The sequence below is a fragment of the Ralstonia sp. VS2407 genome (assembly GCF_052950655.1).
In genome coordinates, this window is the sequence record NZ_JBRFVG010000010.1 from 1 (window position 1) to 26684 (window position 26684).

The window sequence follows — 26684 nt, forward strand, 5'->3', positions numbered from 1 at the left end:
GTGGCCCAGTCGGTGCACATCTACAACTATGAGCGGCCTCACCAGGCCCTGAAATACAAAACGCCCGATGCAGTGCATCGGGCGTCTAGTAGCTGAACTGAGTGTCAACCTTTATCAGGACTTGACACTTGTGAATGTGCTGGCCGGCTGGTCAGCCTGCCCGCTTGTTGCGGCGGATGCGGTCAAACCACACCGCCAGCAGCAGAATGCCGCCGCGGATCAGGTACTGATAGAACGTCGGCACGTTCATCAGGCTCATCGCGTTCTGCACCGACCCCATGATCAGAACGCCGACCAGCACACCGGACACGGTTGCCACGCCGCCCGTGAGCGAAACTCCGCCCAGCACGCAGGCCGAGATTACGCCCAGCTCAAGCCCGACCGACGTTTTCGGATCGCCCAGGCTCATGCGGGAGGCCAGCATCACGCCGGCAAAGCCGGTCACAAGGCCTTGCAGGACGAACACGGCGATCTTGATGCGCGTCACCGGCAGGCCGGCAAGCAGTGCGGCTTCCTCATTGCCGCCGACGGCGAGCACGTTCTTGCCGAACACCGTCTTCTTGAGCAGGAAACCGAACAGCGCGAAGCCGACGATATTGCTCCAGATCGGGTACGAGATGCCGAGGAATGACCCGCCGCCCAGGTCGAAGAAGCTCTCTTCGGAGATCATCACCGCGTCGCCGTTGGAGGTGATGAAGGCGAGGCCGCGCACGACTTCCATCATCGCCAGCGTGACGATCAGCGAGTTGATCTGGTAGCGCGCCACCAGCACGCCGTTGACGAGGCCGACCAGGCCGCCCGCAAGCACGCCAGCCCCGACGCCCAGCACCACACTGTGTGTCGCGGTGATGAGCGTTGACGCCACCACTCCCGCAAACGCGACGATGGAGGCAACGGACAAGTCCACCTCGCCGAGGGCGAGCACGAACATCATCGTGACCGAGATGGAGCCGATCAGGGTGACGGAGAGCAGCAGGCCCTGGATGTTGCGACTGCTGATGAAGCCGGGCACCGTGAACGCCAGCGCGGTGAACAGCAAGACGAACACCACGACGATGCCCGATCGGTTGACCAGCTCCCACGTGAGGGCTGCGCGGCTGGGGATGCCAGGGGCGGCCAATGGCGGGCCGCCCGGCACGGAGTCGGTGGATGGCGTTTGCATAGGATCGGTTTCCATGAGGGCGTGATTCGCGCGCTAACGTGGCAGCGCGAGTTTGATGAGGGTGTCGGGCGAGGCGTGCTCTCTGGGCAGATCGCCGACGATGCGGCCTTGCTTCATCACGAGCACGCGGTCGGCCACGCCGATGACTTCGGCAAGGTCGCTCGACACGACGATGACAGTGCGGCCCGACTCGGCAAGGCCGTAGAGCAGGCTGTAGATTTCGCTGCGGGCGCCGACGTCGATGCCGCGTGTGGGCTCGTCCATCAGGAAGACGTCGATGTCTTCCGCCAGCCAGCGCGAGAGGATCACCTTCTGCTGATTGCCGCCCGACAGCTTGCCGATGGGCGTTTCACCGTTGCGCGTCTTGATGGCGAGCTTGTCGATGAACGACTTGGTGGTGCGCGCTTCCTGCCGGTTGTTCAGTACGCTGAAGCGGCTGAAGTGGCGCCGGCAACTGATGTTCAGGTTATCGGACACCGAGGCAATTGAGACGATACCTTCCTGCTTGCGGTCTTCCGGACAGAGCGCGACACCTGCGCGCACCGCATCGCGCGGCGTGTTGAACTGAACGCGCTTGCCCTTGAGGTGGACTTCGCCCGCCGTGGGTTTGACCGCGCCGTAGAGCAGCTTCATCAGCTCGGAGCGCCCAGCGCCCACCAGCCCGAAGAAGCCGACGATTTCGCCTGCATGCGCTCGGAACGATGCGGGTTCGCTCAAGCCGGGCCCCATCAGGCCGCGCACGTCGACCTTCACCTCGCCGAGCGGGCGCGGCTTGTAGCCGTACACGTCCTGGATCGAGCGGCCGACCATGCAACGGATCAGCCGTTCGCGGTCGAGGTTCGCGCCGGCGTTGAACGTGTCGATGTGCCGGCCGTCGCGGAACACGGTCACGCGATCGCACAGTTCGTAGACCTCTTCCATGCGGTGCGTGACGTAGATGACCGCGCGGCCCTCGGCCTTGAGAGCGCGAATGATGCGGAACAACTGCGTGGTTTCGCGCGAGGAGAGCGAACTCGTGGGTTCGTCGAACGCGATCACGCGCGCGTCGCGCATCAGCGCCTTTCCGATCTCGATCATCTGGCGCTGGCCGATCGACAGATGCTTGACGGGTTGGGCCGGATCGAGCTTCTCGCCCAGCCGCTCGAGTTCGCGCAGCGCACGGGCGATCAGCGTCTTCTCGTCGAGCACGCCAAAGCGGTTGGGCAATGCGCCGAGCATCAGGTTTTCCGCCACCGTCAGTTCGGGCACGAGGTGCAGTTCCTGATAGATGATGGCGATGCCCGCCGCAATGGCCGCGCGCGTGTTCGTGAACTGCTGCGGCACGCCGTCGAGCGACAGCGTGCCGTCCTCCGGCTGGTTGACGCCCGACAGCACCTTGAGCAGCGTCGATTTGCCCGCGCCGTTCTCGCCCATCAGGCCGTGCACCTCGCCGCGGCGGATGTCGAGCGAGACGTGGTCGAGCGCGAGCACGCCAGGAAAGCGCACGGTGATGCCGTCAAGCTTCAGGTACGCGCCAGCGGAAGCGTCAGGCGGGCCGCTCTCATCAAGTGATTGGACTGTCATCGGTTGCTCTTTGCAGATGCGCGAGAGGCGCGGGGCAGGCCCGCGCCGCGCGTTGCATCAAATGCCCAGTTCCTTGCGGACTTCCTGCCAGTTGCTGCGCACCATCAGCTTGCCGGTGGTCTGCGTATCAGCCGGCGGTTGCTTGCCGGTCTTGATCCAATCGACGAGGTTTGCAGCGCTGTCCTTGCCGTGGTTGGTCGAGCTGACGGCAATCGTGCCAAAGAAGCCCGTCTGCTCCTTCTTTTGGAATTCGGCGAACGCCTCGCCGGCACCGTTGATGCCGACGCCGATCACATCGGCTGCCGGAATGTGCAGTTGCTCGGTTGCGCGCACGCCGCCCAGCACGCTCTCTTCATTGAGCGCGAAGATCACCCACTTCTTGATGCCCGCATGCTGTGCCAGCACCGGCGACGCAGCATTGAAGCCGCCCGCGTCGTCGGTGGTCTTTTGCGGCGCGTCGAAGATGTTCTCTTTCTTGAAGCCGCCGGCCAGCAGCGTCTGCGTGGCACCGTCGGTGCGCAGCTTGGCAGTCGGCAGTTCATAGTTGGTGATGCGCAGCGCGCCCACTTCCTCGGGCTTCCAGCCGCGGCGCTTCATCTCGTCGGAGATGGCCTGGCCGACCTGGTTGCCGATCTTGAATGCCGACATGCCCAGATGCGGCACGTTGGCCAGCGGCTTGCCGGACGAGTCGACGAGTTGATCGTCAACCGTGACGAACTTCATGTTGTAGTGCTTGGCGCGTGCCGAGATAGCCGGGCCCAGGCGCACGTCCGGTGCGCAGATGACGAAGCCCTTGGCACCTTGCGCGCCGAGGTTGTCGATGGCGGACAGCACCTTTTCGCCATCGGGCGTGCCGATGTTCACCACCGAGAAGCCCTCCTTCTTGCCCAGCTCGGTGGCGGCCTTCTGCTCGTTGATGAACCAGGCCTGTTCCGGCATCTTGACCAGGAAGCCGATCTTGAGCGGCTCGTCGGCGTGGGCGGGCAGGCTGGCGGCCAGCGGCCCCAGGCACAGGGTGGCCGCCAGGGCGGATAGGGTCAGCCGGCGAAGTTTGCGTTGCATGGTTGTCTCCTCGTTGGAATGGCTCTTATGGCACTACGTGAATGGGGCGTGCCTCACGGCACGAACGGATCGATCAAATGGCGCCGACCGAGCAGCATGGCGTCGGCTACGTGCTGAAGCGGGCGGACATCGACATCGCTTTCGCCGCTGCCGATCAGTTCGAGAAAGCGTGTGTACAGGCTCGGGTATTCGCGTTCCGGGCCGACGTCGATCTCAACGCCGTCGATGGTCAATTGCTTGCCGCCTTGTGCCAGCCGCAAGGTGCCGTCGCGCGTGGTCACGTCGATCTGCCATAGCTCGCCTGCGTCATGGCGCCAGTCGAATTCCGCCTGGATTGCCGTGCCGTGTTCATCGGTGAATGCGAGGTGGGCGGCAATCGGCGTCTGCTGATTGGCGGGCACCCACAGGTCGGCCGCCTTCAGGAAGAACGCATGCGGCAGCACGCGGGTCAGGATCGACAGCGCGTTGATACCCGGGTCAAACACGCCCAGCCCGCCGGGTTCCCAGATCCATGCCTGGTTCGGGTGCCAGCGGCGCACGTCTTCTTTCCATTGCACGTTGACGGAGACGATGGCGCGGCTTGCCAGCCACTCCCGAGCGGCCTCGACACCGGGTGCGTGGCGCGAGTGCCACGAGGCAAACAAGGTGCAGCCGCGCTCCCGCGCCAGTTCAGCGAGGATTGCCACTTCCGACACGCTGGCGCCCGGAGGCTTCTCCAGCATCACGTGCTTGCCTGCAGCGAGTGCCGCGCGGGCCTGGACAAACCGCACTTGTGGTGGCGTACACAGCGACACCGCACGCAGCGTGGGTTCGTCAGCCAACATGGCGTCGAGCGTCGTGTAATGCGGCAGGCCGTCAATGCGCGAATGCGGGCTCGCGCAGGCCGCGAGCGAGAAGCCGGGCTGCGCGGCGAGTGCCGGCAGATGCTGATCGCGTGCAATCTTGCCGACGCCAACAATGCCGATCGCAACGGGGGTACGTTCACCGTGCATGGCTATCGCCCCCAACGCAGGACCAGCGGATCGAGCCGCCGGGCAATGTCGATCAGGCCCCGGCGCGTGTCTGGGTGCATCGGCGGCAACGGATGGCGCGATGCCTCGCAGGCAATCACTCCGCCTTCCTTCATCAGTGCCTTGGCGGCCAGGATGCCGGCCTGCCGATTCTCGTGATTGATGAGCGGCAACCAACGTTGATACAGCTCGAAGGCGCGATCGTGTTGTCCTTTGGCGTGCGCCTCAATGATCGGCCGGATGCCGTCGGGATACGCGCCGCCGGTCATGCTGCCCGTGGCACCGGCATCCAGATCGGCCAGCAGCGTGATGGCTTCTTCACCGTCCCAGGGGCCCTCGATGGCGTCGCCGCCGAGGCGGATTAGCTCGCGCAACTTGGCCGCTGCACCGGGCGTTTCGATCTTGAAGTAGGCCACCTGCTCGATCTCGCGGGCCACGCGTGCGAGGAACGCCGCAGACAGCACCGTGCCGCTGGCCGGCGCATCCTGAATCATGATCGGAATGCCAACGGCATCCGACACGCGCGCAAAGAACTCGTAGATTTGCACTTCGGGCACGCGGAAGGTGGCGCCGTGATAGGGCGGCATCACCATAAGCATGGCGGCGCCCATGTCCTGCGCGCGGCGGCTGCGTTGCGCGCAGACCTGCGTGCTGTAGTGCGAGGTGGTGACAATCACGGGCACGCGGCCGGCTACGTGTTCCAGCGCGGTGCGGGTGAGCACTTCGCGCTCGTCGTCCGACAGCGAAAACTGTTCGGAGAAATTCGCCAGGATGCACAGGCCATCGGAGCCGGCGTCGATCATGAAATCGATGGCGCGCTTCTGACTCGGCAAATCGAGTTCGCCCGTTTCAGTGAACGTCGTGGGCACCACCGGAAAGATGCCTTGGTAGCGCGGCTTGCTGTTGCGGGTCATGAAATCGTGAAGTCGAGAATGGGTATCAGGAAAGGTGCTGGCGTGCGCCCAGCACAGCGCGGACGATGAACGTCATCACCACCGCAAATGCCAGCGCGGTGGCCAGGAAGTACAGACCTGCAGAAAGGCTGCCTGTGGCGTTCTTGAGGATGCCCATGCCATAGGGGCCGAGGTAACCGCCCAGGTTGGACAGCGAGTTGATGGTTGCGATACCGACTGCAGCGCTCGTGCCGGTCAGGAACTGTCCCGGCAGCGTCCACAACACGGCCTGAATTGCATAGGCCGAAAACGCGAACAGGCAGAGGCTGCCCAGTTGCAGCGCAGGCGCTTGAACCCACGCGCTGGCCGCCATGCCGAGCGCGGCCAGCGCCGAGAGAATGGCGATGTGCCAGTAGCGCTCGCCCGTGCGGTCCGAATGGCGCGGCACCAGGTACAAGCCCACCACGGCAAACAGATAGGGCACGGCGGACAGCAGGCCGGTGGCGACATCGCTCACGCCAAACTGCTTGATGATCGTCGGCAGCCACAGCGACAGGCCGTAGATGCTCAGCGGAAACGGCAGAAACAGCAGCGACAGCAACAGCACCCGCACATCCTTGAGTGCCTTGAGCGGGCTGCCGTGCGACTTCAGCGCATAAGCGGCCTGATCTGCGGCCAGCTCGCGCTCGATCCACGCGCGGTCCGCAGCGGGCAGCCAGCGTGCGTGCGCAGGGGATTCCGGCAGGATACGCAGCGTCGGCACGCACAGCAGCGTGGCCGGCAAGCCGCTGACCACAAACAGCGTTTGCCAGCTCGACATGCCGAAGGGCCCCGGCACCGACAGCAACCACCCCGCCAGCGGCCCCGTGATGATGAGTGCGACGGGCTGGGCCAGCACCAGCAAGCCGACGATGCGCGCCCGATGGCGCATTGGAAACCACTTGGTCAGGAAATACAGAATGCCGGGGTACAGGCCGGCTTCGGCCGCACCGAGCAGGAAGCGCAGCACATAGAAGCTGACTGGGCCGCTGACCAGCGCCATGGCCATGGTGATGACGCCCCACGTGAACAGAATGCGCGCGAACCAGCGGCGTGCGCCAAAGCGTTCGAGTGCCAGGTTGCTCGGCACCTCGCACAGGAAATAGCCAATGAAGAACAGGCCAGCTCCCAACCCGTAGGCAGCGTCACCGATGCCTACCGCCGCATTCATGTGCAGTTTGGCGAAGCCGACTACAGAGCGATCGATATACGCCACCACGTAGATCAGTGCCAGGAACGGCATCAGCTTGCGCGTGAGCATGCCGACGATGCGCTGCTCTTCCGATGCATCGGCCGAAGCCGGAGCGGCGCCTGCGGTTTGAGAGATGTCCATCGGTCTTTCCTTGGCTCAGTGCGAGTGCCGCGGCACGGCGGCGCCCCTGCAGCCGACCAGGAAATCGAGGTCGCAGCCCTCGTCGGCTTGCAGCACGTGGTTGACGTACAGGCGCTGGTAGCCACCGTTTTCGCCATGGGAGCGCGGCGCCTGATAGGCCGCCATGCGGCGCGCCATTTCGGCGTCGTCGATGTCCAGGTGCAGCGTGCCGGCTTCGCAGTCGAGTTCGATCCAGTCGCCGTCCTGCACCGCGGCCAGCGGGCCGCCCGCCGCGGCCTCAGGCGCCACGTGCAGCACCACGGTCCCATAGGCGGTGCCGCTCATGCGCGCATCGGAAATGCGCACCATGTCCTTCACGCCCTGGCGCAGCAGCTTGGGCGGCAGGCCCATGTTGCCGACCTCGGCCATGCCCGGATAGCCCTTCGGCCCGCAGTTCTTCATCACCAGCACGGAGCTGGCATCCACGTCCAAGGCCTCATCGACGATGCGTTCCTTGTAGTGCTCCAGGTTCTCGAACACGATTGCACGGCCGCGATGCCGCAGCAGCTCCGGACTGGCCGCCGACGGCTTGAGCACCGCGCCACGGGGCGCGAGATTGCCGCGCAGCACGCGAATACCGCCATCGTCGATCAGCGGATTGGCGAGCGGTCGGATGACTTCGTCGTCGGTGATGGGCGCGTTCTTGACGTTTTCCCACAGCGTCTTGCCGTTGACGGTCAGCGCATCGGGATGGGGTAGGAGCTTGGCCTCGCCAAGGCGGCGCAGCACGGCGGGCAGACCGCCTGCGTAATAGAACTCCTCCATCAGGAAGCGCCCCGAGGGCATCAGGTCGACGATGGTCGGCGTGTCGCGGCCGATGCGCGACCAGTCTTCCAGCTCAAGCGGCACGCCGATGCGTCCGGCAATCGCCTTCAGGTGGATCACGGCGTTGGTCGAACCGCCAATGGCTGCGTTGACGCGGATGGCGTTTTCGAATGCGGCGCGCGTGAGGATCTTTGACAGCGTCAGCCCCTGCAGCGCCATCTCGACGACGCGGATGCCGGACATATGCGCCAGCACGTAGCGCCGCGCGTCCACCGCCGGGATGGCCGCGTTGTGCGGCAGCGATGTGCCGAGCGCTTCGGCCATGCATGCCATGGTGGACGCCGTGCCCATCGTGTTGCACGTGCCGGCCGAGCGCGACATCCCCGCTTCCGCCGACAGGAAGTGATGCAGGTCGATCTCACCCGCCTTGAGCGATTCGTGCAGCTGCCACACCGCCGTGCCCGAGCCGATGTTCTTGCCGTCGAGCTTGCCGTTGAGCATCGGGCCGCCCGTCACGACGATCGCCGGCACGTCGCAGCTTGCCGCGCCCATCAGCAGGGCGGGCGTGGTCTTGTCGCAGCCGGTGAGCAGCACCACCGCGTCGATCGGGTTGCCGCGAATCGCCTCTTCAACATCCATGGCCGCGAGGTTGCGGGTGAGCATGGCGGTCGGGCGCAGGTTCGATTCGCCGTTGGAGAACACCGGAAACTCCACCGGGAACCCGCCCGCCTCGTAAATGCCGCGCTTGACGTGTTCGGCCAGCTTGCGGAAATGCGCGTTGCACGGCGTCAGTTCCGACCAGGTATTGCAGATGCCGATGATCGGGCGGCCGTCGAATTCGTGATCGGGAATGCCCTGGTTCTTCATCCAGCTTCGATACATGAAGCCGTTTTTATCGGCGGTGCCGAACCATTGGGCCGAGCGCAGCTTGGGTTTCGATTCCGACATGGGTGCGTGTGTCACGGACGTGGTTGTCGAGGCGCGTGCGTCGACCGGCAGCGCGGCACTACTTGCAGCCCGCGCGGCACGTCCGTTGTCTCCGGTGTGGTTGTGGTTTTTTGATCGGACCGAGTGTACGGAGCGCCCTGATATCCTTCCAATGAAATATTGGTCGTGACCGATATCCGATTTGATATCCCGAGGAAGACCCGATGTCGAACAGCCCCTGGTATGTCCGTGCGCGCCTGAAGACGCGACAACTGCTGCTGCTGATTGCCCTGGCCGAGGAGGGCAACATCCACCGGGCCGCCGCCGCGCTCAACATGACGCAGCCCGCCGCCTCCAAGCTGTTACGCGAGCTGGAGGCCATGCTCGATGTGCAGCTGTTCGAGCGCATGCCGCGCGGCATGCGGCCCACGCGCTATGGCGATGCGCTGATCCGCCACGCGCGCGCCGTGGTCGGCAGCCTGGACCAGGCCCAGGAGGAAGTGCTTGGTCTCAAGGCCGGGCACCTCGGGCATGTGGCGGTGGGGACGATCACGTCGCCGGGCGTGCGGCTGCTGCCGCCGGTGGTGGCGCAGATCACACGCGAGCATCCCGGGCTGCGGGTGTCGCTGGAAATCGAAAGCAGCAACGTGCTGCTCGAACGCCTGGCGCAAGACAAACTCGACCTGGTGGTCGGCCGCCTGTTTGCCGAGCACGACAAGCTGCACCTGCGCTACGAGCCGCTGGCCGACGAGCCGGTGGTGGCGGTGGCGCGGCCGGGGCATCCGCTGTTGGTGGAACCGTCGCTGACGCTCGCGGACGTGCAGCCGGCCACCTGGGTGGTGCCGCCCATCGGCAGCGTGCTGCGTCACCGGTTCGATCTGATGTTCCAGCGGGAGAGCCTGACAGCGCCGACAAGCGTGGTGGAAACCTCCGCGCTGCTGTTCCTGACGCGCATCCTGGAGCAGAGCGACATGCTGGCCGTAATTGGCGCCGACGTCGCGCAGTATTACGCGACGTATCAGATGCTGGCGATTCTTCCGTTGCCGATGCCGTGCCAGATGGATGACTTCGGCATCATCACGCGGACGGACCGGCTGTTGTCTCCGGCAGCGCTGCATGTGGTGCAGGCGCTGCGCGATGCGGGCCGAACGGCCTACGGGGCGGGCTGACTGCCGGCGCAAAAAAGCCCGCAATTGCGGGCTTTTTCTGCGCGGCGATGACGTTCAGGCCGCCGGCACTGCGCCCTGCGGCGTGAGATGGTTGACCGCTTCGGGCAGGCCTTCAGCGAGTTGGTTGGCAAGGTCGCCTTCGTTGATGCCGAAGTGGGCGGCCAGTTTGGATACCTCCTCCAGCGCACCCGTGCCGCTCAGCGCCTGGGTAATCTGCTCGCCCGATACCGGCAGATTCTGGCCATTGCCGATCCACGATTTGACCTGTTCGCCCAGGCCGGCTTGCTCCAGGATCTGCTGCAGCGGCCCCAGGCCTCCGATTGCCGCCTGATCTCCATTGCCGCTGCCGCCGCCCAGCAAACCGCCGAGCAGACCGCCAAGGCCACCGCCAGCGCCGCCAAGCAGGCTGCCCAGCGCGCCGGCACCGCCCGCCGCACCCAGCAAGCCACCCAGCGAACCGAACAGGCCGCCTTGTTCTTCCTGCCCTTGCGGCGCGGCCGCATCGCCCGCGCCCTGCGACTTGTGCTTCATCGCCAGGTAGGCCAGCACGGCCACGGCAAGCAGCACCTTCTTGTTGCCCAGCAATGACGATTGCGCGCCGCCGGCGTCATTGCCGCCGCCGAGAATCGAATCGAGTAGACCCATGATGAAGCTCCTTTGGTCAATGGCGGGCAGGGGGAGGGGCCCGCCGGGGGGATCAAACGGTCAGTGTTTCGTCGTCAGAACTTAAAACTCGCCAAGCACGGCGTGCAGCGCGGAGACGGCCACAAGCGCCGCCGATTCCGTTCTCAGAATACGTCGCCCGAGTGTCAGCGGTAAGAAACCGGCAGCCTCGGCAAGCGCTTCTTCGTCCGGCGAAAGACCGCCTTCGGGGCCGATCAGCAGGACGATGCCGCTGCCTTCGATGCGCGTGCGCGACTGCCCGGCCCATTGCGTGAGCGATTGCGTGCCGCGCGGCGACAGCAGCACGCGCGGCGCATCGGTCGACTTGGCGGCGGCAAGCCATTCACGCAGCGTGGCGACCGGCGCGACCGCTGGCACGCGGGCTCGGCCGCATTGCTCGCAGGCCGCCTGCACGAGTGCCTGCCAGTGCTGCACGCGCTTGGCCGCACGCTCGCCCGAGAGGCGCACTACGGCGCGCTCGGTCTGCAGCGGAGCCACCGCATTCACGCCCAGTTCGATGGCCTTCTCGATCAGCCAATCCATCTTGTCCCCACCGGCAATGCCTTGCGCGAGCGTGATGGCGTAGCGCGCCTCGGTGTCGGGCTGTGTGGCATCCGCAAGGCTGGCGGTGGCATCGCGCTTGTTGATGGCGTCGAGCCGCGCACGGAATTCGTGGCCTGATCCATCGAACAGGCAGACGTCATCGCCGACGGCTAGCCGCAGCACATGGATGTGCCGCGTGACGGCCTCGGGCAGCGCGACGGTTGTGTTGGGGGCGAGCGGCGTATCGACGAAAAAACGGGGAAGCCCCATTACAGCAATCCTTGTGGTGAATCGGGTCAGGCGATCAAGCGATCGAGCGATCGAGATGAAGCGATCAGGCCGCCGCGGGGCGGCAGGCGAGGCCCCAGCGATAGCCGTCGGGGTCGCGCACGGCGGCGTAGCGCTCGCCCCAGAAGGCGTCGTGCGGCGCCATGATGGACGTGGCACCCTGGTCGAGCGCGTTCTGGTACGCGGTGTCGACGTCGTCGCAATACAGGTGGAAGCTCTGCGGGCATTCAAAGCCGGCACCAGCCGGGGCTTTGGCGGTGGAGCCGAAGACGCCCTCAGGCGCAAACATCAGCATGAGCTGGCCCTGGTAGGTCATCTCGACGTGGATCGGGCGGCCATGGTCGTGCACCTCATCCTGCACACCGAAACCGAACGCATTGCGATAGAACGCGATGGCGGCCGATGCGTCGCGCACGGTCAGGTACGGGACGAGCCACGGGGTGTTGGCGGGGCGGGGGAAGCTCATGGCGGGCTCCTTCTTCGGCGCGATGCAGCCAGGGACGAGTAGTGTAGAGCGCCCGCCACGCCACAATCAAAAAGAAATCAAAACACCTCGCTTGCCGGGGTCTGGTTGCGTGCGCGGCCGCCGCTACGCGCAACTTCATCGACGAGCCATTGACGGAACAATGCAAAGCCCGGGTGCTCTGCTGCCTGGTGCGGATGGATCAGGTAGTACGACAGGCGCAGCGAGGCTTCGGTCGCCAGCGGCCGCATGAGGCGTCCGGCAGCGATGTCGTACTCGACAAGGATGCCCTGGCCGAGCGCCACGCCCTGGCCGTCGATAGCCGCTTGCAGCGCCATCAGGGCTTCGGAAAACGCCGGCCCGCGCGTGGCATCGATGTGGGGCACACCGACCTCGTCGAGCCATTGCCGCCACGTCGGATGGTGCGCGAGATGGCGCCCGCCGCGCTCGTGCAACAGCGTTTGCGTGGCGAGGTCCTGCGGCATGCGGATGGCCGCCTGCAGCGTGGCGTTGCACACGGGAAAGAAATCGGTGGAGGTGAACCACTCGACGCGCAGGTTGGGCGCGTTGACTTGCCGGTCGTCGATGCACAGATCGAACTGGCCGTGGTCTTGCACGTCGGCGGTGGAGACCTCGACGCGCACGTGCGGATGCTGGTTGAAGAATCGGTATAGCCGGGGCACGAGCCATTTGGCGCCGAAGGTTGGCGGCACGGCCACGCGCAGCGGCGCGTCGGCGGTGTCCATCAGCAGGTCGGTGGCTTGTTCGAGCGCACGCAGCGCGTCGCGCACGCGAGGCAGGTAGTTGTCGCCCGCGTCTGTCAGCGTGAGCTGGTTGTTGCGGCGCGCAAAGAGCTTTTTGCCCAGATGATCTTCGAGTTGCTTGATCTGGTGGCTGACAGCAGCGTTGGTCACGCAAAGCTCGTCCGCAGCCCGGCTGAAACTCAAGTGGCGGCCCGCGACTTCAAAGACGCGCAATGCATTAAGGGGAGGGAGGCGCCGGGGCATGCGTTCTCGTTAAGAAAAATTTAACGTCCAGCGAAGAATTTGTAGTTTGCCACGTTAAGGCCGCCCCGACTACAAATGCGCCTGGGGACGGTGTCGATGCTTGGTGTGTGCCTCCAGCGATCTCAAACCGCGCGCCGCACCGGACCCCGCCTACAAAAACATTTCAGGAGACGTCATGAATCGAACCACCGCTGTTCGCGGGATGCTGGCGTGCGGCCTTGCGCTCGCTGGCTGGACCGCTCCCGCCCTTGCACAAACCAACGTCACGCTGTACGGCCGCGTCGCCAGCGGCATCGACTACCAGAACAACGTCGCCCCCACCGCGACCTCGCCGGGCGGCAGCCTCTGGCGCGCCGCCGACAACCAGTGGGGCACGAGCATGTTCGGGTTCATGGGCAAGGAGGATCTCGGCGGTGGCCTGCAGGCGCTCTTCCGGCTCGAGTCCGGTTTTGGTGCGGCCCAGGGCCGGACCAACGGCGACGCGCTCTTCAACCGCCGTTCGTACGTCGGCCTGTCCAGCCCGACCTGGGGCACGTTGACGGCCGGCAAGAACCTCTTCATCAGCAACGACGTCTGGTTCCTGGACCCGACCGGCCAGCAGTTCATTGGCTCGGCCACGCTGGTGCGCGGGCGCAACTGGCCGGGCGCCAACAACGTCGTCGAATACCAGAGCCCGACCTGGGGCGGCTTCCAGATCGGCCTGCAGACCGGTCTGGGCGAGCAGCCCGGCTCCTTCACCAACAGCCGCCGCGATGGCGTATCGGCCGTCTACAAGACGGGCCCGCTGGAAGTGCGCGCGATCTACGACGTGATCCGCGACGGCAACGGCAAGTTCAGCGACATCTTCAACTTCTCGAAGGAAGCGACGATCGGCGGCACGTACACCATCGGCAAGGCCAAGCTGTTTGCGGCGTATGAAAACCTGTCGGCGCCGGATGCTGCTGCAGGCGCCCCGACCAAGGCCAACCACTACTGGCTGGGCATCAACTACGAAGTCACGCCGGCGCTCACCCTGATCGGCGCGGCCTACCGTGTCAACGTGAACCATGGCGGCGGCAACGCCAACCTCTTCATGGCCGGCGCGAACTACAACCTGTCCAAGCGCACGATGCTGTACGCGAGCGTCGGTACCGTGCAGAACAGCGCCACCGCCAACTTCTCGGTGGAGGCGACCAACAACAACCCGGCACCGGGCAAGAACCAGCTGGGTGCTTACACCGGTATCGTCCACTCGTTCTAAAAAACCTCTCATGATCCTGTTGCGCGCCCCGAACTCGACTGTGCGACGCTGCCGCTTCCCAACGAGGTCTTCATGGGTGGCGGCGTTTTCCAAGTCAACCTCGGGCCGCTCGCCGCGGATCATGAAAGGGTTTTAACCCCGGGCTCCGTCCCACGTCACACCAAGCAATGCCACGCATGAACATCCTCACCATCGATACCGGTACCACCAACACACGCGTCACGGTCTGGCGCGATGACGTTGCGCTCTGCCAGGCTGCGCGCCAGGTTGGCGTGCGCGACACCGCCATCACCGGCAACCGGACGACGCTGCAGCGCGGCGTGCAGGACACCATCGAAGCTGCGCTGCAGAAGGCCGGTTTCGGTATGAGCCAGGTCGACTTGGTGCTGGCGTCCGGCATGATCACCTCCAACGTCGGCCTGCACGAAGTACCGCACCTGGTGGCACCGGCCGGCCTGCGCGACCTGGCGGCGGGGATGGTGCAGGCGACCATCCCGGAGGTATGCCCCCAGCCGATCTGGTTTGTGCCGGGCGTGCGCAATCCGGTAGACAACCTCGGCCTGCACAACATCGAGTCGATGGACATGATGCGCGGCGAAGAAGTCGAGACGATGGGTTTGGTCTCGCGCCTCGGCATCACGGAACCTGCGGTGATCGTGCTGCCGGGCTCGCACTCGAAGTTTGTGCATCTGGATGCTGACCAGCGCATCACCGGCTGTGTCACGACGCTGGCGGGCGAGCTGCTGCACGTGATCACGCACAACACCATCCTGGCCGACGCGCTGGACTCCGACTTTGCTACCGAGGTCGATCCGGAAATGCTGCTGTCCGGCGCGCGCAGTGCCAGCAGCATCGGACTGGGGCGCGCCTGCTTCATGGTGCGCACGCTGGGCCAGTTCACGATCTACGAGCGCAATGCGCGGGCCAACTTCCTGCTGGGCGCGGTGCTGGGCGCGGATCTGCTCACGCTCAAGAACAGCAGCGCGATCCGCATGAACCCGGGCACGCAGTTCGTCATCACGGGCAAGCCGCTGCTGCGCGAAGCGCTGGCCGTGCTGGTGTCGGACGACGATTTCTTCTCGGGCAAGGTCACCGTCACCAGCAGTGAACAGCAGGAGCACCTGGCCGGCAGCGGCGCGATCGCCATCGCACGCGAGCGCGGCCTGGTCAAAACCTTGAAGGTGGCGTAAGCCGGGCGCGCACGCCATTCCATCTTTCATCCAACCCAGAACAGATGCCGCAAAGACGGCATCGCAAGGAGACAACATGCAACAACAACGACGCGGGACATTCAAGGCCATTGCGGCCGCCACGCTGTTTGCCATGGCCGGCGGCCTTTCGGTGTTTGCCCATGCAGCCGACGAAGTGAAGATCGGCTTCCTGGTCAAGCAGCCCGAAGAGCCGTGGTTCCAGGACGAATGGAAGTTCGCAGACCAGGCTGCCAAGGAGAAGGGCTTCAAGCTGGTGAAGATCGGCGTGCCTAGCGGCGGCGAAGTGCTGACCGCCATCGACAACCTTGGCGCGCAGCATGCGCAGGGTTTCGTGATCTGCGTGCCCGACGTGAAGCTGGGGCCGGCGGTCGTGGCCAAGGCTAAGCAGAACAACCTCAAGCTGATGACGGTGGATGACCGCCTGGTTGACGGCGCGGGCAAGCCGATCGAGTCGGTGCCGCACATGGGCATCTCGGCCACGAAGATCGGCGAACAGGTGGGCGATGCCATCGCGCAGGAAATGAAGAAGCGCGGCTGGAATCTGTCGGAAGTCGGTGCCATCCGCATCGCCTATGACCAGTTGCCGACCGCCAAGGAGCGCACCGACGGCGCCGTCGCCGCGCTCACCAAGGCGGGCTTCCCGGCTGCCAACGTGCTCACCAGCCCGCAGGCCAAGACGGATACCGAAGCCGCGTTCAACGCCGCCAACATCACCCTGACCAAGAACCCGAAGTTCAAGCACTGGATTGCGTTCGGCCTGAATGACGAAGCCGTGCTCGGCGCCGTGCGTGCAGCGGAAGGCCACGGCGTGAAGCCGGCGGACATCATCGGGGTTGGCATTGGCGGCAGCCAGTCGGCGCTCAACGAGTTCGCCAAGCCCGAGAAGACCGGCTTCTTCGGTACCGTGCTGATCAGCCCGAAGCGTCACGGCTACGAAACCTCGGTCAACATGTACGAGTGGATCAAGAACAACAAGGCGCCGGACCCGCTCATCCTGACCAGCGGCCGCCTGATGACGCGCGACAACGAAAAGGCCGTCCGCCAAGAGATGGGTTTGTGATTTTGCGGATGACGTTGTTGAAGGAGACTTGCCATGTCGGCGTTTCTTGAGTTTCGTGGCATCAGCAAGGTGTTCCCGGGTGTGCGGGCGCTGTCCGATGTGTCGTTCGGCATCGAATGCGGTCGCGTGCACGGCTTGCTGGGCGAGAACGGCGCGGGCAAGTCGACGCTGTTGAAGATCCTGGGCGGCGACTATCAGCCCGATGGCGGCCAGATCCTCGTCGAGGGAAAGCCGACGACGTTCCCGACCACGCGGGCGGCGCTGGATGCCGGCATTGCCGTCATCCACCAGGAACTGCAGACGGTGCCCGAGCTGACGGTGATGGATAACCTGCTGCTCGGCCACCTGCCGGCCAGCGGTGGGTTTATCCGTCAGCGCGAGGCGATGGCCTGGACGCGCGAGCAGCTCGGCCGCATCGGTGTCGATCTGGACCCGCGCGCCAAGCTGAAGCACCTGTCGATCGGCCAGCGCCAGATGGTCGAGATCTGCAAGGCGATCCTGCGCGATGCGCGTGTGATTGCGCTGGACGAGCCGACGAGTTCGCTGTCGATACGCGAGACCGACATCCTGTTCCGCCTCGTGAAAGACCTGCGCGCGCAGGGCCGTGCGCTGATCTACATCTCGCACCGGCTGGATGAGATTTTCGAGTTGTGCGACGGCTGCACGATCTTTCGTGACGGCCGCAAGGTGGCGGATTTCCCATCGATGGCCAACGTTACGCGCGACGAGCTGGTCGCGCAGATGGTCGGCCGCCAGATCGACGACATCTTCGATTACCGCGCGCGGCCGCTGGGCGACGTGCGCTTGCAGGTGGATGGTCTGGTGGGCCCGAAGCTGGCCGAGCCGGCAAGCCTGTCCGTGCGCCGCGGCGAGATCGTCGGCCTGTTCGGGCTGGTGGGCGCGGGGCGGTCGGAACTGGCGCGGTTGATCTACGGAGCCGATCGCAAGACGGCCGGGAGCATTACGCTCGACGGCGCACCGATCCGCATCCGCGATGTGGCCGATGCCATCCGCCAGGGCATCGTGCTGTGCCCGGAAGACCGCAAGGAAGAGGGCATCATCGGCTGCCGCTCGGTGTCGGAAAACATCAACATCAGCTGCCGGCGCAACCAGCGCCGCTTCGGCCTGTTCGTCAATGACCGCCAGGAAGCGAAGACGGCTGATCACTACATCAACCGGCTGCGCATCAAGACGCCCAACCGCGAACAGCCGATTCGCCTGCTGTCGGGCGGCAACCAGCAGAAGGCCATCCTGGCGCGCTGGCTCGCCGAAGACGACATGCGCGTGCTGATCATCGATGAGCCCACGCGCGGTATCGACGTCGGTGCCAAGAACGAGATCTACCAGGTGCTGTACGAGCTGGCCGAACGCGGCGTGGCCGTGCTGATGATTTCCAGCGAGCTGCCGGAAATCCTCGGTGTGGCCGACCGCGTGCTCGTGATGAGCGAAGGCCGCATCGCCGGAGAACTGCCGCGCGAGCAGGCCAACGAGCAGGCCGTGCTCAAGCTCGCGCTGCGACCTGAATCTGCGCCGCTGCCATCTGCACCCATGCCGCCGCTGGCTGCCTGAGAACCCCGGAGTCCAAGATGTCCCAGTCTCAACCCCTGCAACATTCCGATGCGCTCGCCGCATCGGCACGCTCTGCCATGAACAAGACGCGCCTGCTTCGCCTGCTGGACGATTTCAGCCTCCCGCTGATCTTCGCCATTCTGTTTGCCGCGCTGTCGTTCTCGGTCGAGTACTTCTTCTCGTGGCAGAACATGGTCGGCCTTGCGTTGTCCGTCTCGCAGATCGGCATGGTCGCCTGCACAATGATGTTCTGTCTGGCGTCGCGTGATTTCGATCTGTCGATCGGCTCCACGGTGGCGTTTGCCGGCGTGCTGTGCGCCATGATCATCAACGCCACCGGCAGCATCGCCCTGGGCATCGGTGGGAGCCTGGTGGCGGGCGCGATCATTGGTGGCGTCAACGGTTTCGTGATCGCCAAGCTGAGAATCAACGCGCTGATCACCACGCTGGCCACGATGGAAATCGTGCGCGGCCTCGCCTTCATTGCCTCGCATGGCCAGGCGGTGGGCGTGTCCGACATGGATTTCTTCGACCTGGGCAACACCATCGTCTTTGGCGTGCCGACCCCGGTGTGGGTGGCGGGGCTGTGCTTCGTGGTGTTTGGCGTGCTGCTCAACAAGACGATCTACGGCCGCAATACGCTGGCGATTGGCGGCAACCCGGAAGCCGCGCGGCTGGCCGGCGTGAATGTCAACATGACGCGCATCGTCATCTTCCTGATCCAGGGCGTGATTGCGGCGCTGGCGGGCGTGATTCTGGCGGCGCGCATCACCAGCGGCCAGCCGAATGCGGCGCAAGGCTTTGAGCTGAACGTGATCTCGGCCTGTGTGCTGGGCGGCGTGTCGCTGCTGGGCGGCCGCGCCACCATCAGCGGGGTGCTGGTCGGCGTGCTCATCATGGGCACCGTGCAGAACGCGATGAACCTGCTGAACATCGACGCGTTCTACCAGTACCTCGTGCGCGGCGCGATTCTGCTGGCGGCGGTGTTGGTCGACCAGTTGAAGAACCGCGGCGGCCGTGAGTGAGGCGGTGCAGATGACAACCGCAACCACGCTGTCCGATCTGCGCTGCACGCTGGGCGAAGGCATCGTCTGGGACGACGCCCTGCGTGTGCTGTGGTGGACCGACATCCAGGAATCGCTGCTGTGGCAGCACGATCCGGCGACGGGGCAGGAGCGCCAATGGCCGCTGCCGCAACGCGTGGGCTCTTTCGTGCTGACGGACGAACCCGGTGTACTGATCCTCGGCCTTGCCAAGAACATCGCCCGCTTTGACACGCGCACCGGCACGCTGACGCTGCTGGCCGACGTCGAGCCCGACAACCCGACCACGCGTGTCAACGACGGCCGCGCGGATCGTTCCGGCAACTACGTCTTCGGCACCATGCACGAAGGCGGTCCGGAACCCACCGGCAGCTTCTATCGCTTCACGCCGATGGGCACGTTGCAACGCCTGGCGCTGCCGCACATCGCCGTTGCAAACAGCATCGCCTTCAGCCCCGACGGTGGGACCATGTATTGGTGCGATACGCACAGCCGCCGTATCCACGCGTGCGATTACGACGGGCAGACCGGCGCAGTCGCCAATATTCGTGTCTTCGCCGATCTGCGCGACCAGGATGCCGATGGTGCCCACAAGGGCTCGCCCGACGGCTCCACCGTCGACGCAGACGGCTGCCTCTGGAACGCCGAGTGGGGCGGCAACCGCCTGACGCGCTACGCAGCGGACGGGCGCGTGCTGGCGCGCGTGTCCGTGCCGGCATCGCAGCCCACATGCCCGGCCTTTGGCGGCGAGGCGCTCGGCACGCTGTATCTGACGACAGCGCGCGACGGTCTGTCGGCGCACCGCCTGGCAGAAGACGTCAACGCTGGCGCGACGCTGCAGCTTGCCGTACCCAACGTACGCGGATTGCCGGAGGGCCGGTTCGGCCATGCCTACGTTGCGGCTTGAAAACGGCGTGCTACGCGCCGAGGTTCTGCCCGAGGCGGGCGGCGGGTTGCTGCGTTTTGATTTGCTGCGCGATGGCAATGTTGTGCCCATCTTCCGGCCGGGCGAGGCGGACGCCGCACTGCGCGATCCGAGAACGCTCGCCTGCTATCCGCTGGTGCCGTGGTCCAACCGCATCGGCGGCGGGCGCTTCTCGTTCCAAGGGCAGACCGTCGAAGTGCCCCGCACGCGTGACGACGAACCGTATCCGCTGCATGGACACGGCTGGCTGATGCCGTGGGAGGTGGTCTCACAAACAGACACGTCGGTCGAACTCGCCGCGATGGTCGACCACGGCGGCCGCCCCTTCCGCTATCAGGCGGTGCAGCGCTACACGCTCGCGGGCAACATGCTGGACATCGCGCTGACGGTATGCAACGAAGGTGCACCGCTGCCATTCGGGCTGGGCGTGCATCCGTTCTTTCCGCGCACGCCCGATGTTCGGTTGCTCGCGTGCGCAACCGCGATGTGGCAATCCGGACCGGACCATCTGCCGACCGATCTGCAGGCGCCATCTGCGGACGCAGATTTTTGCAAGCTTCGGATGCTGGAAGCCCGTGCCGCCATCAATCACAGCTTTGAAGGCTGGGATGGCCACGCCGAGATCGTCTGGCCCAGCCGCCGCATGTCTGTGCAGATTGCCGCCGACACGTCGCGCTATGTGCTGTACACCCCGGCCGAGTACGACTTCTTCTGCTTCGAGCCGGTCGACCACGCCATCAATGCGCACAACCTGCCGGGCCTCCCGCAAGACCACGGGCTGACCGTTCTCGACACGGGCCAGAGCCTGCAGCGCAGCTATCAATTCACCGTGAACCGAACAGACGCATGACGGCTTCTCCGATGTCTTTTCCGCCGCGACTTGCCGGCAAGGTCGCTCTGGTGACCGGCGCCACGCAAGGCATTGGCGGCGCGATTGCCAAGCTCTTCGCGCTGCACGGCGCATGCGTGATCGTCAACACGCTGGTGCGTGACGAACGTGCTGAAGCCTTCGCCGCCGAAATTGGCAACAGCGTTGGCAACGACGACAACATCCTCCTCGTGCAAGCCGACGTGCGCGATCGCGCCCAGATCGACGCGATGGTCGCTGCTGGCGTCGAACGCTTTGGCGGGATCGACGTGCTGGTCAACAACGCCGGCATCAACGTATTTTCCGATCCGCTCAAGTTGAGCGAGGCCGACTGGGCGCGCTGCCTGTCCGTCGATCTGGAAGGCGCGTGGCACTGCGCGCGCGCCGTGCTGCCGCACATGCTGGCGCGCGGGGCGGGCAGCATCGTCAACATCGCGTCGGTGCATGGGCACAAGATCATTCCGGGCGCGTTTCCGTATCCGGTGGCCAAGCATGGGCTGATAGGGCTCACGCGTGCGCTGGGTATCGAATATGCGGCGCGCGGTATCCGCGTGAATTCGATTTCGCCGGGGCTGATTCTCACGCCCATAGCCGAGGCCGGTTTTGCCGCCGCACCCGACCCCGAAGCCGAACGCCGCCGCCAGGCCGAACTGCTGCCGTGCAAGCGCATCGGCGAGCCCGAAGAGGTGGCCTACACCGCGCTGTTCCTCGCGTCCGACGAGGCACGCTTCATCAACGCGACCGACATCCTCATCGATGGCGGGCGCTCGCAGCTCTATCACGAATGACCTGGACAACCCACCTTCCGCTGATCGCCATCCTGCGCGGCATCCGGCCTGACGAGGTGCTCGCGCACACGCAGGCGCTTGTCGATGCCGGCTTCGATGCCATCGAGATTCCGCTGAACTCGCCCGACTGGGCGCAGAGCGTGCAGCTTGCCGCGCGTGCCTTTGGCGACCGCGCACTGATCGGCGCGGGCACCGTGCTGCGCCCCGAAGACGTTGACCTGATGGTTGCGGCCGGCGGCAAGCTCGTCGTCACGCCCAACACGCATACGCCGGTGATTCGTGCTGCCGTCCACGCCGGCCTCGTCACATGCATCGGCTGCATGACCGCCACCGAAGCTTTTGCCGCGCTGGACGCAGGCGCGCAGGCGCTGAAGATCTTCCCGGCCGGCAATCTCGGCACCGGTTATGTCCGCGCGCTCAAGGCCGTGCTGCCCGCTGATGTGCCGGTGTTTGCCGTCGGTGGCATCACGCCCGAGAACCTCGCCGATTACCTCGCCGCCGGCTGCATCGGCGCGGGCCTGGGCTCCGACTTGTACCGCCCCGGCCAGCCCGTCGAGCGCACCGCCGAACGCGCGCGTGCTTTTGTCGCCGCCTACCGCGCCGCTCAATCTGTCCGCACCTGAACGCACCATCGATTCGATCCATGAAAATCACCCGCCTGACCACGTACCGCCTGCCTCCGCGTTGGATGTTCCTGAAAGTCGAGACCGACGAGGGCGTCACCGGCTGGGGCGAACCCGTCATCGAAGGCCGCGCGCGCACAGTGGAAGCGGCAGTGCACGAGCTGTCCGACTACCTCGTCGGCCAAGACCCGAGTCGCATCAACGACCTCTGGCAGACCATGTACCGCGCGGGTTTCTACCGCGGCGGCCCGATCCTGATGAGCGCCATCGCCGGCATTGACCAGGCGCTGTGGGACATCAAGGGCAAGGTGCTGGGCGTGCCGGTGTACGAACTGCTCGGCGGCCTCGTGCGCGACAAGATGCGCACCTACAGCTGGGTCGGCGGCGACCGCCCGGCCGACGTGATTGCCGGCATGAAGACGCTGCAGGCCGGCGGCTTCGATCACTTCAAGCTCAACGGCTGCGAGGAGATGGGCATCATCGACACGTCCCGCGCGGTGGATGCGGCGGTCGCCAAGGTTGCGGAGATACGCTCGGCGTTCGGCAACACCGTCGAATTCGGGCTGGATTTCCACGGCCGCGTGTCTGCGCCGATGGCCAAGGTGCTCATCAAGGAGCTGGAGCCGTATCGCCCGCTCTTTATCGAAGAGCCCGTGCTGGCCGAGCAGGCCGAAACCTATGCCCGCCTGGCCGCCCACACCCATCTGCCCATCGCCGCCGGCGAGCGCATGTTCTCGCGCTTCGACTTCAAGCGCGTGCTGGAGGCGGGCGGTGTGTCGATCCTGCAGCCGGACCTGTCTCACGCCGGCGGCATTACGGAATGCGTGAAGATCGCCGCGATGGCCGAGGCATACGATGTAGCGTTGGCGCCGCATTGCCCGCTGGGCCCGATCGCGCTGGCGGCCTGCCTGCACGTCGATTTCGTCAGCTGGAACGCCACGTTGCAGGAACAGAGCATGGGCATCCACTACAACAAGGGCGCCGAACTGCTCGATTACGTGCGAAACAAGGCCGATTTCGCCCTGGAAGGCGGGTATATCCGCCCGCCGCGCCTGCCCGGCCTGGGGGTGGACATCGACGAGGCGCTGGTCATCGAACGCAGCAAGGAAGCACCCGACTGGCGCAACCCGGTGTGGCGCCACGCCGACGGTTCCGTCGCGGAGTGGTAAGCCGGGCGGGGGAGGGGACGCCGTAGCACGTTTTACTGACCGCGATCACCCCAGCCGGGTCATCCCCGTCTGGTAAAATCGCGGTTTTCCCGCCTATCTCCTGCCGCAGGTTCGCATGACCGCCCCCGCCCTCCACTCGAATACCACCCAGCCTACCCAGTTGATGGCCAGCGCCATTCGCGTGCTTGCCATGGACGCCGTCCAGCAAGCCAATTCGGGCCACCCCGGCGCGCCGATGGGCATGGCGGATATCGCCGTGGCACTGTGGAGCCGCCACCTGCGCCACAACCCGCTGAACCCGCGCTGGCCTGATCGCGACCGCTTCGTGCTGTCCAACGGCCACGGCTCGATGCTGATCTACGCGCTGCTGCACCTGACCGGCTACGACCTGCCGATGTCGGAGCTGAAGAACTTCCGCCAGCTGCACAGCAAGACCGCCGGCCACCCGGAATACGGCATCACCCCGGGCGTGGAAACCACCACCGGCCCGCTGGGCCAGGGCATCACCAACGCCGTCGGCATGGCACTGGCCGAACGCCTGCTGGGTCAGGAATTCAATCGCCCGGGCTTTGACATCGTCAACCACCACACCTATGTCTTCCTGGGCGACGGCTGCCTGATGGAAGGCATCAGCCACGAGGCTTGCTCGCTGGCCGGCACGCTCAAGCTGAACAAGCTGATCGCGCTGTGGGACGACAACGGCATCTCGATCGATGGCGACGTTGTCCACTGGTTCAACGACGACACCCCGAAGCGCTTCGAAGCGTACGGCTGGAACGTGATCCGCGCCGTCGACGGCCATAACGTTGCCGCCGTGGACGCCGCCATTGCCGAAGCCAAGAAGTCCGACAAGCCGACCCTGATCTGCTGCCGCACGCTCATCGGCAAGGGCGCGCCCAACAAGGAAGGCGGTCACGATGTGCACGGCGCCCCGCTGGGCGGCGTTGAAATCGCTGCCGCGCGCGAAGCGCTGGCCTGGCCGCACGCTCCGTTCGAAGTTCCGCAGGCCGTGTACGACGCCTGGGATGCCAAGGGCCAGGGCCAGGCACTGGAAAAGGCTTGGAATGCCCTGTTCGATGCGTATTCCGAGCGCTACCCGGCCGAGGCTGCGCAGTTCGAGCGCCGCATGCGTGGCGAACTGCCGGAAGCCTTCGACAAGGCCGTCGCCGAGTTCATCGAGAAGTGCGAGCAGAAGGCCGAGACCATTGCCACGCGCAAGGCCAGCCAGAACACGCTCGAAGCCTACTGCCCGGTGCTGGGCGAGCTGCTGGGCGGCTCGGCCGACCTGACCGGCTCGAACCTGACCAACTGGAGCGGCAGCAAGGCCGTGCGTGTGGATGCCTGGGGCAACCACATCAACTACGGTGTGCGCGAGTTCGGCATGAGCGCCATCATGAACGGCATCGCGCTGCACGGTGGCTACATTCCGTACGGCGGCACGTTCCTGACGTTCTCCGACTACAGCCGCAACGCGCTGCGCATGGCCGCACTGATGAAGATCCGCTCGATCTTCGTCTTCACGCACGACTCCATCGGCCTGGGCGAAGACGGCCCGACGCACCAGTCCATCGAGCACGTTGCCAGCCTGCGCCTGATCCCGAACATGGATGTCTGGCGCACCGCCGACACGACCGAAACCGCCGTCGCCTGGGCCGCCGCCATCGAGCGCCAAAACGGCCCGAGCTGCCTGATCTTCAGCCGCCAGAACCTGCCGTTCCAGGCGCGCAACCCGGCCACGCGCGAAGCCATTGCTCGCGGCGGCTACGTGCTGCGCGATGCCCCCAACGGCAAGCCGGACGTGGTCATCATCGCCACCGGTTCGGAAGTTGGCCTGGCAGTCGGTGCAGCAGACCAGCTCGCTGCCGAGGGCATCCACGCGCGCGTGGTTTCGGTGCCCGCCACCACCGTGTTCGACAAACAGGATTCGGCCTACAAGGCGAGCGTGCTGCCGGCCGGCGTGCCGCGCATCGCCGTGGAGGCAGGCGTGACCGATTTCTGGTGGAAGTACCAGGTACAAGCCGTGGTCGGTATTGACACGTTCGGTGAGTCGGCCCCGGCGGGCGTGCTGTTCAAGCACTTCGGCTTCACCGTCGAGAACGTGGTGAACACCGCCAAGAGCGTCGTTGCTTAATTGAATTTGCGTATGCGGCACCCACGAGGTGCCGCGCTGGTTTTTATCGCACCGTCGATTTCTTTTCTGCTATCAGGAGACTGACCATGACCATCAAGATCGGCATCAACGGCTTCGGCCGCATCGGACGCATGGTGTTCCGCGCCGCCGCCGCCAACTTCAAGGACATCGAAGTCGTTGCCATCAACGACCTGCTCGAGCCCGACTACCTGGCGTACATGCTGAAGTACGACTCGGTGCACGGCCGCTTCGACGGTGAAGTGTCGGTCGACGGCAACACGCTCGTCGTCAACGGCAAGAAGATCCGCCTGACCGCCGTGAAGGATCCGTCCGAGCTGAAGTGGGGCGAAGTCGGCGCCGACGTGGTGATCGAATCGACCGGCATCTTCCTGACCAAGGAAGGCGCGCAGAAGCACATCGACGCGGGCGCCAAGAAGGTGATCATGTCGGCCCCGTCCAAGGACGACACCCCGATGTTCGTGTACGGCGTGAATCACGAAACGTACAAGGGCGAGGCGATCATCTCCAACGCTTCGTGCACGACCAACTGCCTGGCACCGGTTGCCAAGGTGCTGAACGACAAGTGGGGCATCAAGCGCGGCCTGATGACCACCGTGCACGCTGCCACCGCCACGCAGAAGACCGTTGACGGCCCGTCCAACAAGGACTGGCGCGGCGGCCGCGGCATCCTGGAAAACATCATCCCGTCGTCCACCGGCGCCGCCAAGGCGGTGGGCGTGGTGATCCCGCAACTGAACAAGAAGCTGACCGGCATGTCGTTCCGTGTGCCGACCTCGGACGTGTCGGTCGTTGACCTGACCGTCGAACTGGAAAGCGCCGCCACGTACGCTGAAATCTGCGCCGAAATGAAGGCACAGAGCGAAGGCGCGCTGAAGGGCGTGCTGGGCTACACCGAAGACAAGGTCGTCGCTACGGATTTCCGCGGCGATGCACGCACCTCGATCTTCGACGCCGAAGCCGGCATCGCACTCGACGGCACCTTCATCAAGGTCGTGAGCTGGTACGACAACGAGTGGGGCTACTCGAACAAGTGCCTGGAAATGGCGCGCGTGGTCGGCAAGTAATCCCGATCAATGGTACAGACGAACGCGCCTTTGGGCGCGTTTTTCA

24 protein-coding genes and 1 pseudogene are annotated in these 26684 nt (G+C 65.2%); 14 read left to right on the top strand and 11 right to left on the bottom strand.

The features are described from left to right. A pseudogene (locus ACU8YE_RS16680) lies at positions 1-84 on the top strand (integrase core domain-containing protein); the annotation flags it as partial. A 67-nt stretch (positions 85-151) separates the two neighbouring features. On the opposite strand, the gene araH (ACU8YE_RS16685) reads toward ACU8YE_RS16680, so the two are convergent. From araH (ACU8YE_RS16685) to ACU8YE_RS16715, 7 genes are read right to left on the bottom strand one after another with little or no spacing between them, the layout of a single operon-like run. Then, the gene (araH, locus tag ACU8YE_RS16685; RefSeq protein ID WP_316871803.1) at positions 152-1162 is read right to left on the bottom strand and encodes an L-arabinose ABC transporter permease AraH; all 1011 of its coding nucleotides are present in this window, start codon (positions 1160-1162) and stop codon (positions 152-154) included. Positions 1163-1195: 33 nt separating this feature from the next. Further along, positions 1196-2725, bottom strand: coding sequence for an L-arabinose ABC transporter ATP-binding protein AraG (gene araG / locus ACU8YE_RS16690; protein WP_316871802.1), 1530 nt, complete (start codon positions 2723-2725; stop codon positions 1196-1198). 57 nt (positions 2726-2782) lie between these two features. Beyond that, complete coding sequence (locus tag ACU8YE_RS16695; protein ID WP_446929206.1) at positions 2783-3787, bottom strand: arabinose ABC transporter substrate-binding protein; 1005 nt, start codon at positions 3785-3787, stop codon at positions 2783-2785. Between the two features lie 53 nt (positions 3788-3840). Then, entirely contained in the window at positions 3841-4779 is a 939-nt protein-coding gene (locus tag ACU8YE_RS16700; protein WP_446929207.1) for a Gfo/Idh/MocA family protein, read from the bottom strand. 2 nt (positions 4780-4781) lie between these two features. After that, positions 4782-5711 (bottom strand): dihydrodipicolinate synthase family protein, encoded by a 930-nt coding sequence (locus ACU8YE_RS16705; protein WP_433865302.1) that lies wholly within the window; start codon positions 5709-5711, stop codon positions 4782-4784. Between the two features lie 25 nt (positions 5712-5736). Continuing rightward, on the bottom strand, positions 5737-7062 hold the full coding sequence (locus ACU8YE_RS16710) for an MFS transporter (protein WP_446929208.1): 1326 nt from the start codon (positions 7060-7062) through the stop codon (positions 5737-5739). A 15-nt stretch (positions 7063-7077) separates the two neighbouring features. Next, positions 7078-8814, bottom strand: a complete 1737-nt coding sequence (locus ACU8YE_RS16715; protein WP_446929268.1) for an IlvD/Edd family dehydratase — start codon at positions 8812-8814, stop codon at positions 7078-7080. A gap of 203 nt (positions 8815-9017) precedes the next feature. On the opposite strand from ACU8YE_RS16715, the gene ACU8YE_RS16720 reads away from it, so the two are divergent. Next, positions 9018-9962 (top strand): LysR family transcriptional regulator, encoded by a 945-nt coding sequence (locus tag ACU8YE_RS16720; RefSeq protein WP_446929209.1) that lies wholly within the window; start codon positions 9018-9020, stop codon positions 9960-9962. A 54-nt stretch (positions 9963-10016) separates the two neighbouring features. On the opposite strand, the gene ACU8YE_RS16725 is transcribed toward ACU8YE_RS16720, so the two are convergent. The 4 genes from ACU8YE_RS16725 to gcvA form a co-directional block, all read right to left on the bottom strand. Further along, positions 10017-10607 (bottom strand): YidB family protein, encoded by a 591-nt coding sequence (locus ACU8YE_RS16725; protein ID WP_446929210.1) that lies wholly within the window; start codon positions 10605-10607, stop codon positions 10017-10019. Positions 10608-10688: 81 nt separating this feature from the next. Then, the gene (locus ACU8YE_RS16730) at positions 10689-11438 is read right to left on the bottom strand and encodes a 16S rRNA (uracil(1498)-N(3))-methyltransferase (RefSeq protein WP_446929211.1); all 750 of its coding nucleotides are present in this window, start codon (positions 11436-11438) and stop codon (positions 10689-10691) included. A 64-nt stretch (positions 11439-11502) separates the two neighbouring features. Next, a complete protein-coding gene (locus ACU8YE_RS16735; RefSeq protein WP_232041009.1) occupies positions 11503-11922 on the bottom strand; it encodes a VOC family protein in 420 nt (139 codons plus the stop codon). A 77-nt stretch (positions 11923-11999) separates the two neighbouring features. Next, on the bottom strand, positions 12000-12926 hold the full coding sequence (gcvA, locus tag ACU8YE_RS16740) for a transcriptional regulator GcvA (protein WP_316871796.1): 927 nt from the start codon (positions 12924-12926) through the stop codon (positions 12000-12002). 175 nt (positions 12927-13101) lie between these two features. On the opposite strand from gcvA, the gene ACU8YE_RS16745 reads away from it, so the two are divergent. The 12 genes from ACU8YE_RS16745 (at position 13102) to gap (ending at position 26638) form a co-directional block, all read left to right on the top strand. Further along, complete coding sequence (locus tag ACU8YE_RS16745; RefSeq protein WP_260802169.1) at positions 13102-14166, top strand: porin; 1065 nt, start codon at positions 13102-13104, stop codon at positions 14164-14166. 176 nt (positions 14167-14342) lie between these two features. Next, the gene (locus ACU8YE_RS16750; RefSeq protein WP_232041006.1) at positions 14343-15356 is read left to right on the top strand and encodes a 2-dehydro-3-deoxygalactonokinase; all 1014 of its coding nucleotides are present in this window, start codon (positions 14343-14345) and stop codon (positions 15354-15356) included. Between the two features lie 76 nt (positions 15357-15432). Beyond that, positions 15433-16437, top strand: a complete 1005-nt coding sequence (locus ACU8YE_RS16755; RefSeq protein ID WP_392397748.1) for an arabinose ABC transporter substrate-binding protein — start codon at positions 15433-15435, stop codon at positions 16435-16437. Positions 16438-16470: 33 nt separating this feature from the next. Further along, complete coding sequence (gene araG / locus ACU8YE_RS16760) at positions 16471-18006, top strand: L-arabinose ABC transporter ATP-binding protein AraG (RefSeq protein WP_446929212.1); 1536 nt, start codon at positions 16471-16473, stop codon at positions 18004-18006. Between the two features lie 77 nt (positions 18007-18083). Continuing rightward, positions 18084-19031, top strand: coding sequence for an L-arabinose ABC transporter permease AraH (gene araH / locus ACU8YE_RS16765; RefSeq protein WP_373407695.1), 948 nt, complete (start codon positions 18084-18086; stop codon positions 19029-19031). A gap of 10 nt (positions 19032-19041) precedes the next feature. Continuing rightward, positions 19042-19956, top strand: coding sequence for an SMP-30/gluconolactonase/LRE family protein (locus tag ACU8YE_RS16770; protein WP_446929213.1), 915 nt, complete (start codon positions 19042-19044; stop codon positions 19954-19956). After that, positions 19937-20824 carry an aldose 1-epimerase gene (locus ACU8YE_RS16775; RefSeq protein ID WP_414561079.1) on the top strand — a complete coding sequence of 296 codons (888 nt, stop codon included), beginning with the start codon at positions 19937-19939 and terminating at the stop codon, positions 20822-20824. Before ACU8YE_RS16770 ends, ACU8YE_RS16775 begins: the two co-directional genes overlap by 20 nt. Continuing rightward, positions 20821-21630: an SDR family oxidoreductase gene (locus tag ACU8YE_RS16780; RefSeq protein WP_446929214.1), complete on the top strand. Its 810-nt coding sequence runs from the start codon at positions 20821-20823 to the stop codon at positions 21628-21630. Before ACU8YE_RS16775 ends, ACU8YE_RS16780 begins: the two co-directional genes overlap by 4 nt. Beyond that, positions 21627-22253 (top strand): 2-dehydro-3-deoxy-6-phosphogalactonate aldolase, encoded by a 627-nt coding sequence (locus ACU8YE_RS16785; protein ID WP_232041000.1) that lies wholly within the window; start codon positions 21627-21629, stop codon positions 22251-22253. The genes ACU8YE_RS16780 and ACU8YE_RS16785 overlap by 4 nt, the downstream gene beginning before the upstream one ends. A 20-nt stretch (positions 22254-22273) precedes the next feature. After that, positions 22274-23422, top strand: coding sequence for a galactonate dehydratase (dgoD, locus tag ACU8YE_RS16790; protein WP_316878587.1), 1149 nt, complete (start codon positions 22274-22276; stop codon positions 23420-23422). Between the two features lie 115 nt (positions 23423-23537). Next, positions 23538-25553 carry a transketolase gene (gene tkt / locus ACU8YE_RS16795; protein WP_446929215.1) on the top strand — a complete coding sequence of 672 codons (2016 nt, stop codon included), beginning with the start codon at positions 23538-23540 and terminating at the stop codon, positions 25551-25553. A gap of 86 nt (positions 25554-25639) precedes the next feature. Beyond that, entirely contained in the window at positions 25640-26638 is a 999-nt protein-coding gene (gene gap, locus ACU8YE_RS16800) for a type I glyceraldehyde-3-phosphate dehydrogenase (RefSeq protein WP_009241512.1), read from the top strand. The last annotated feature ends 46 nt before the right edge of the window (positions 26639-26684 follow it).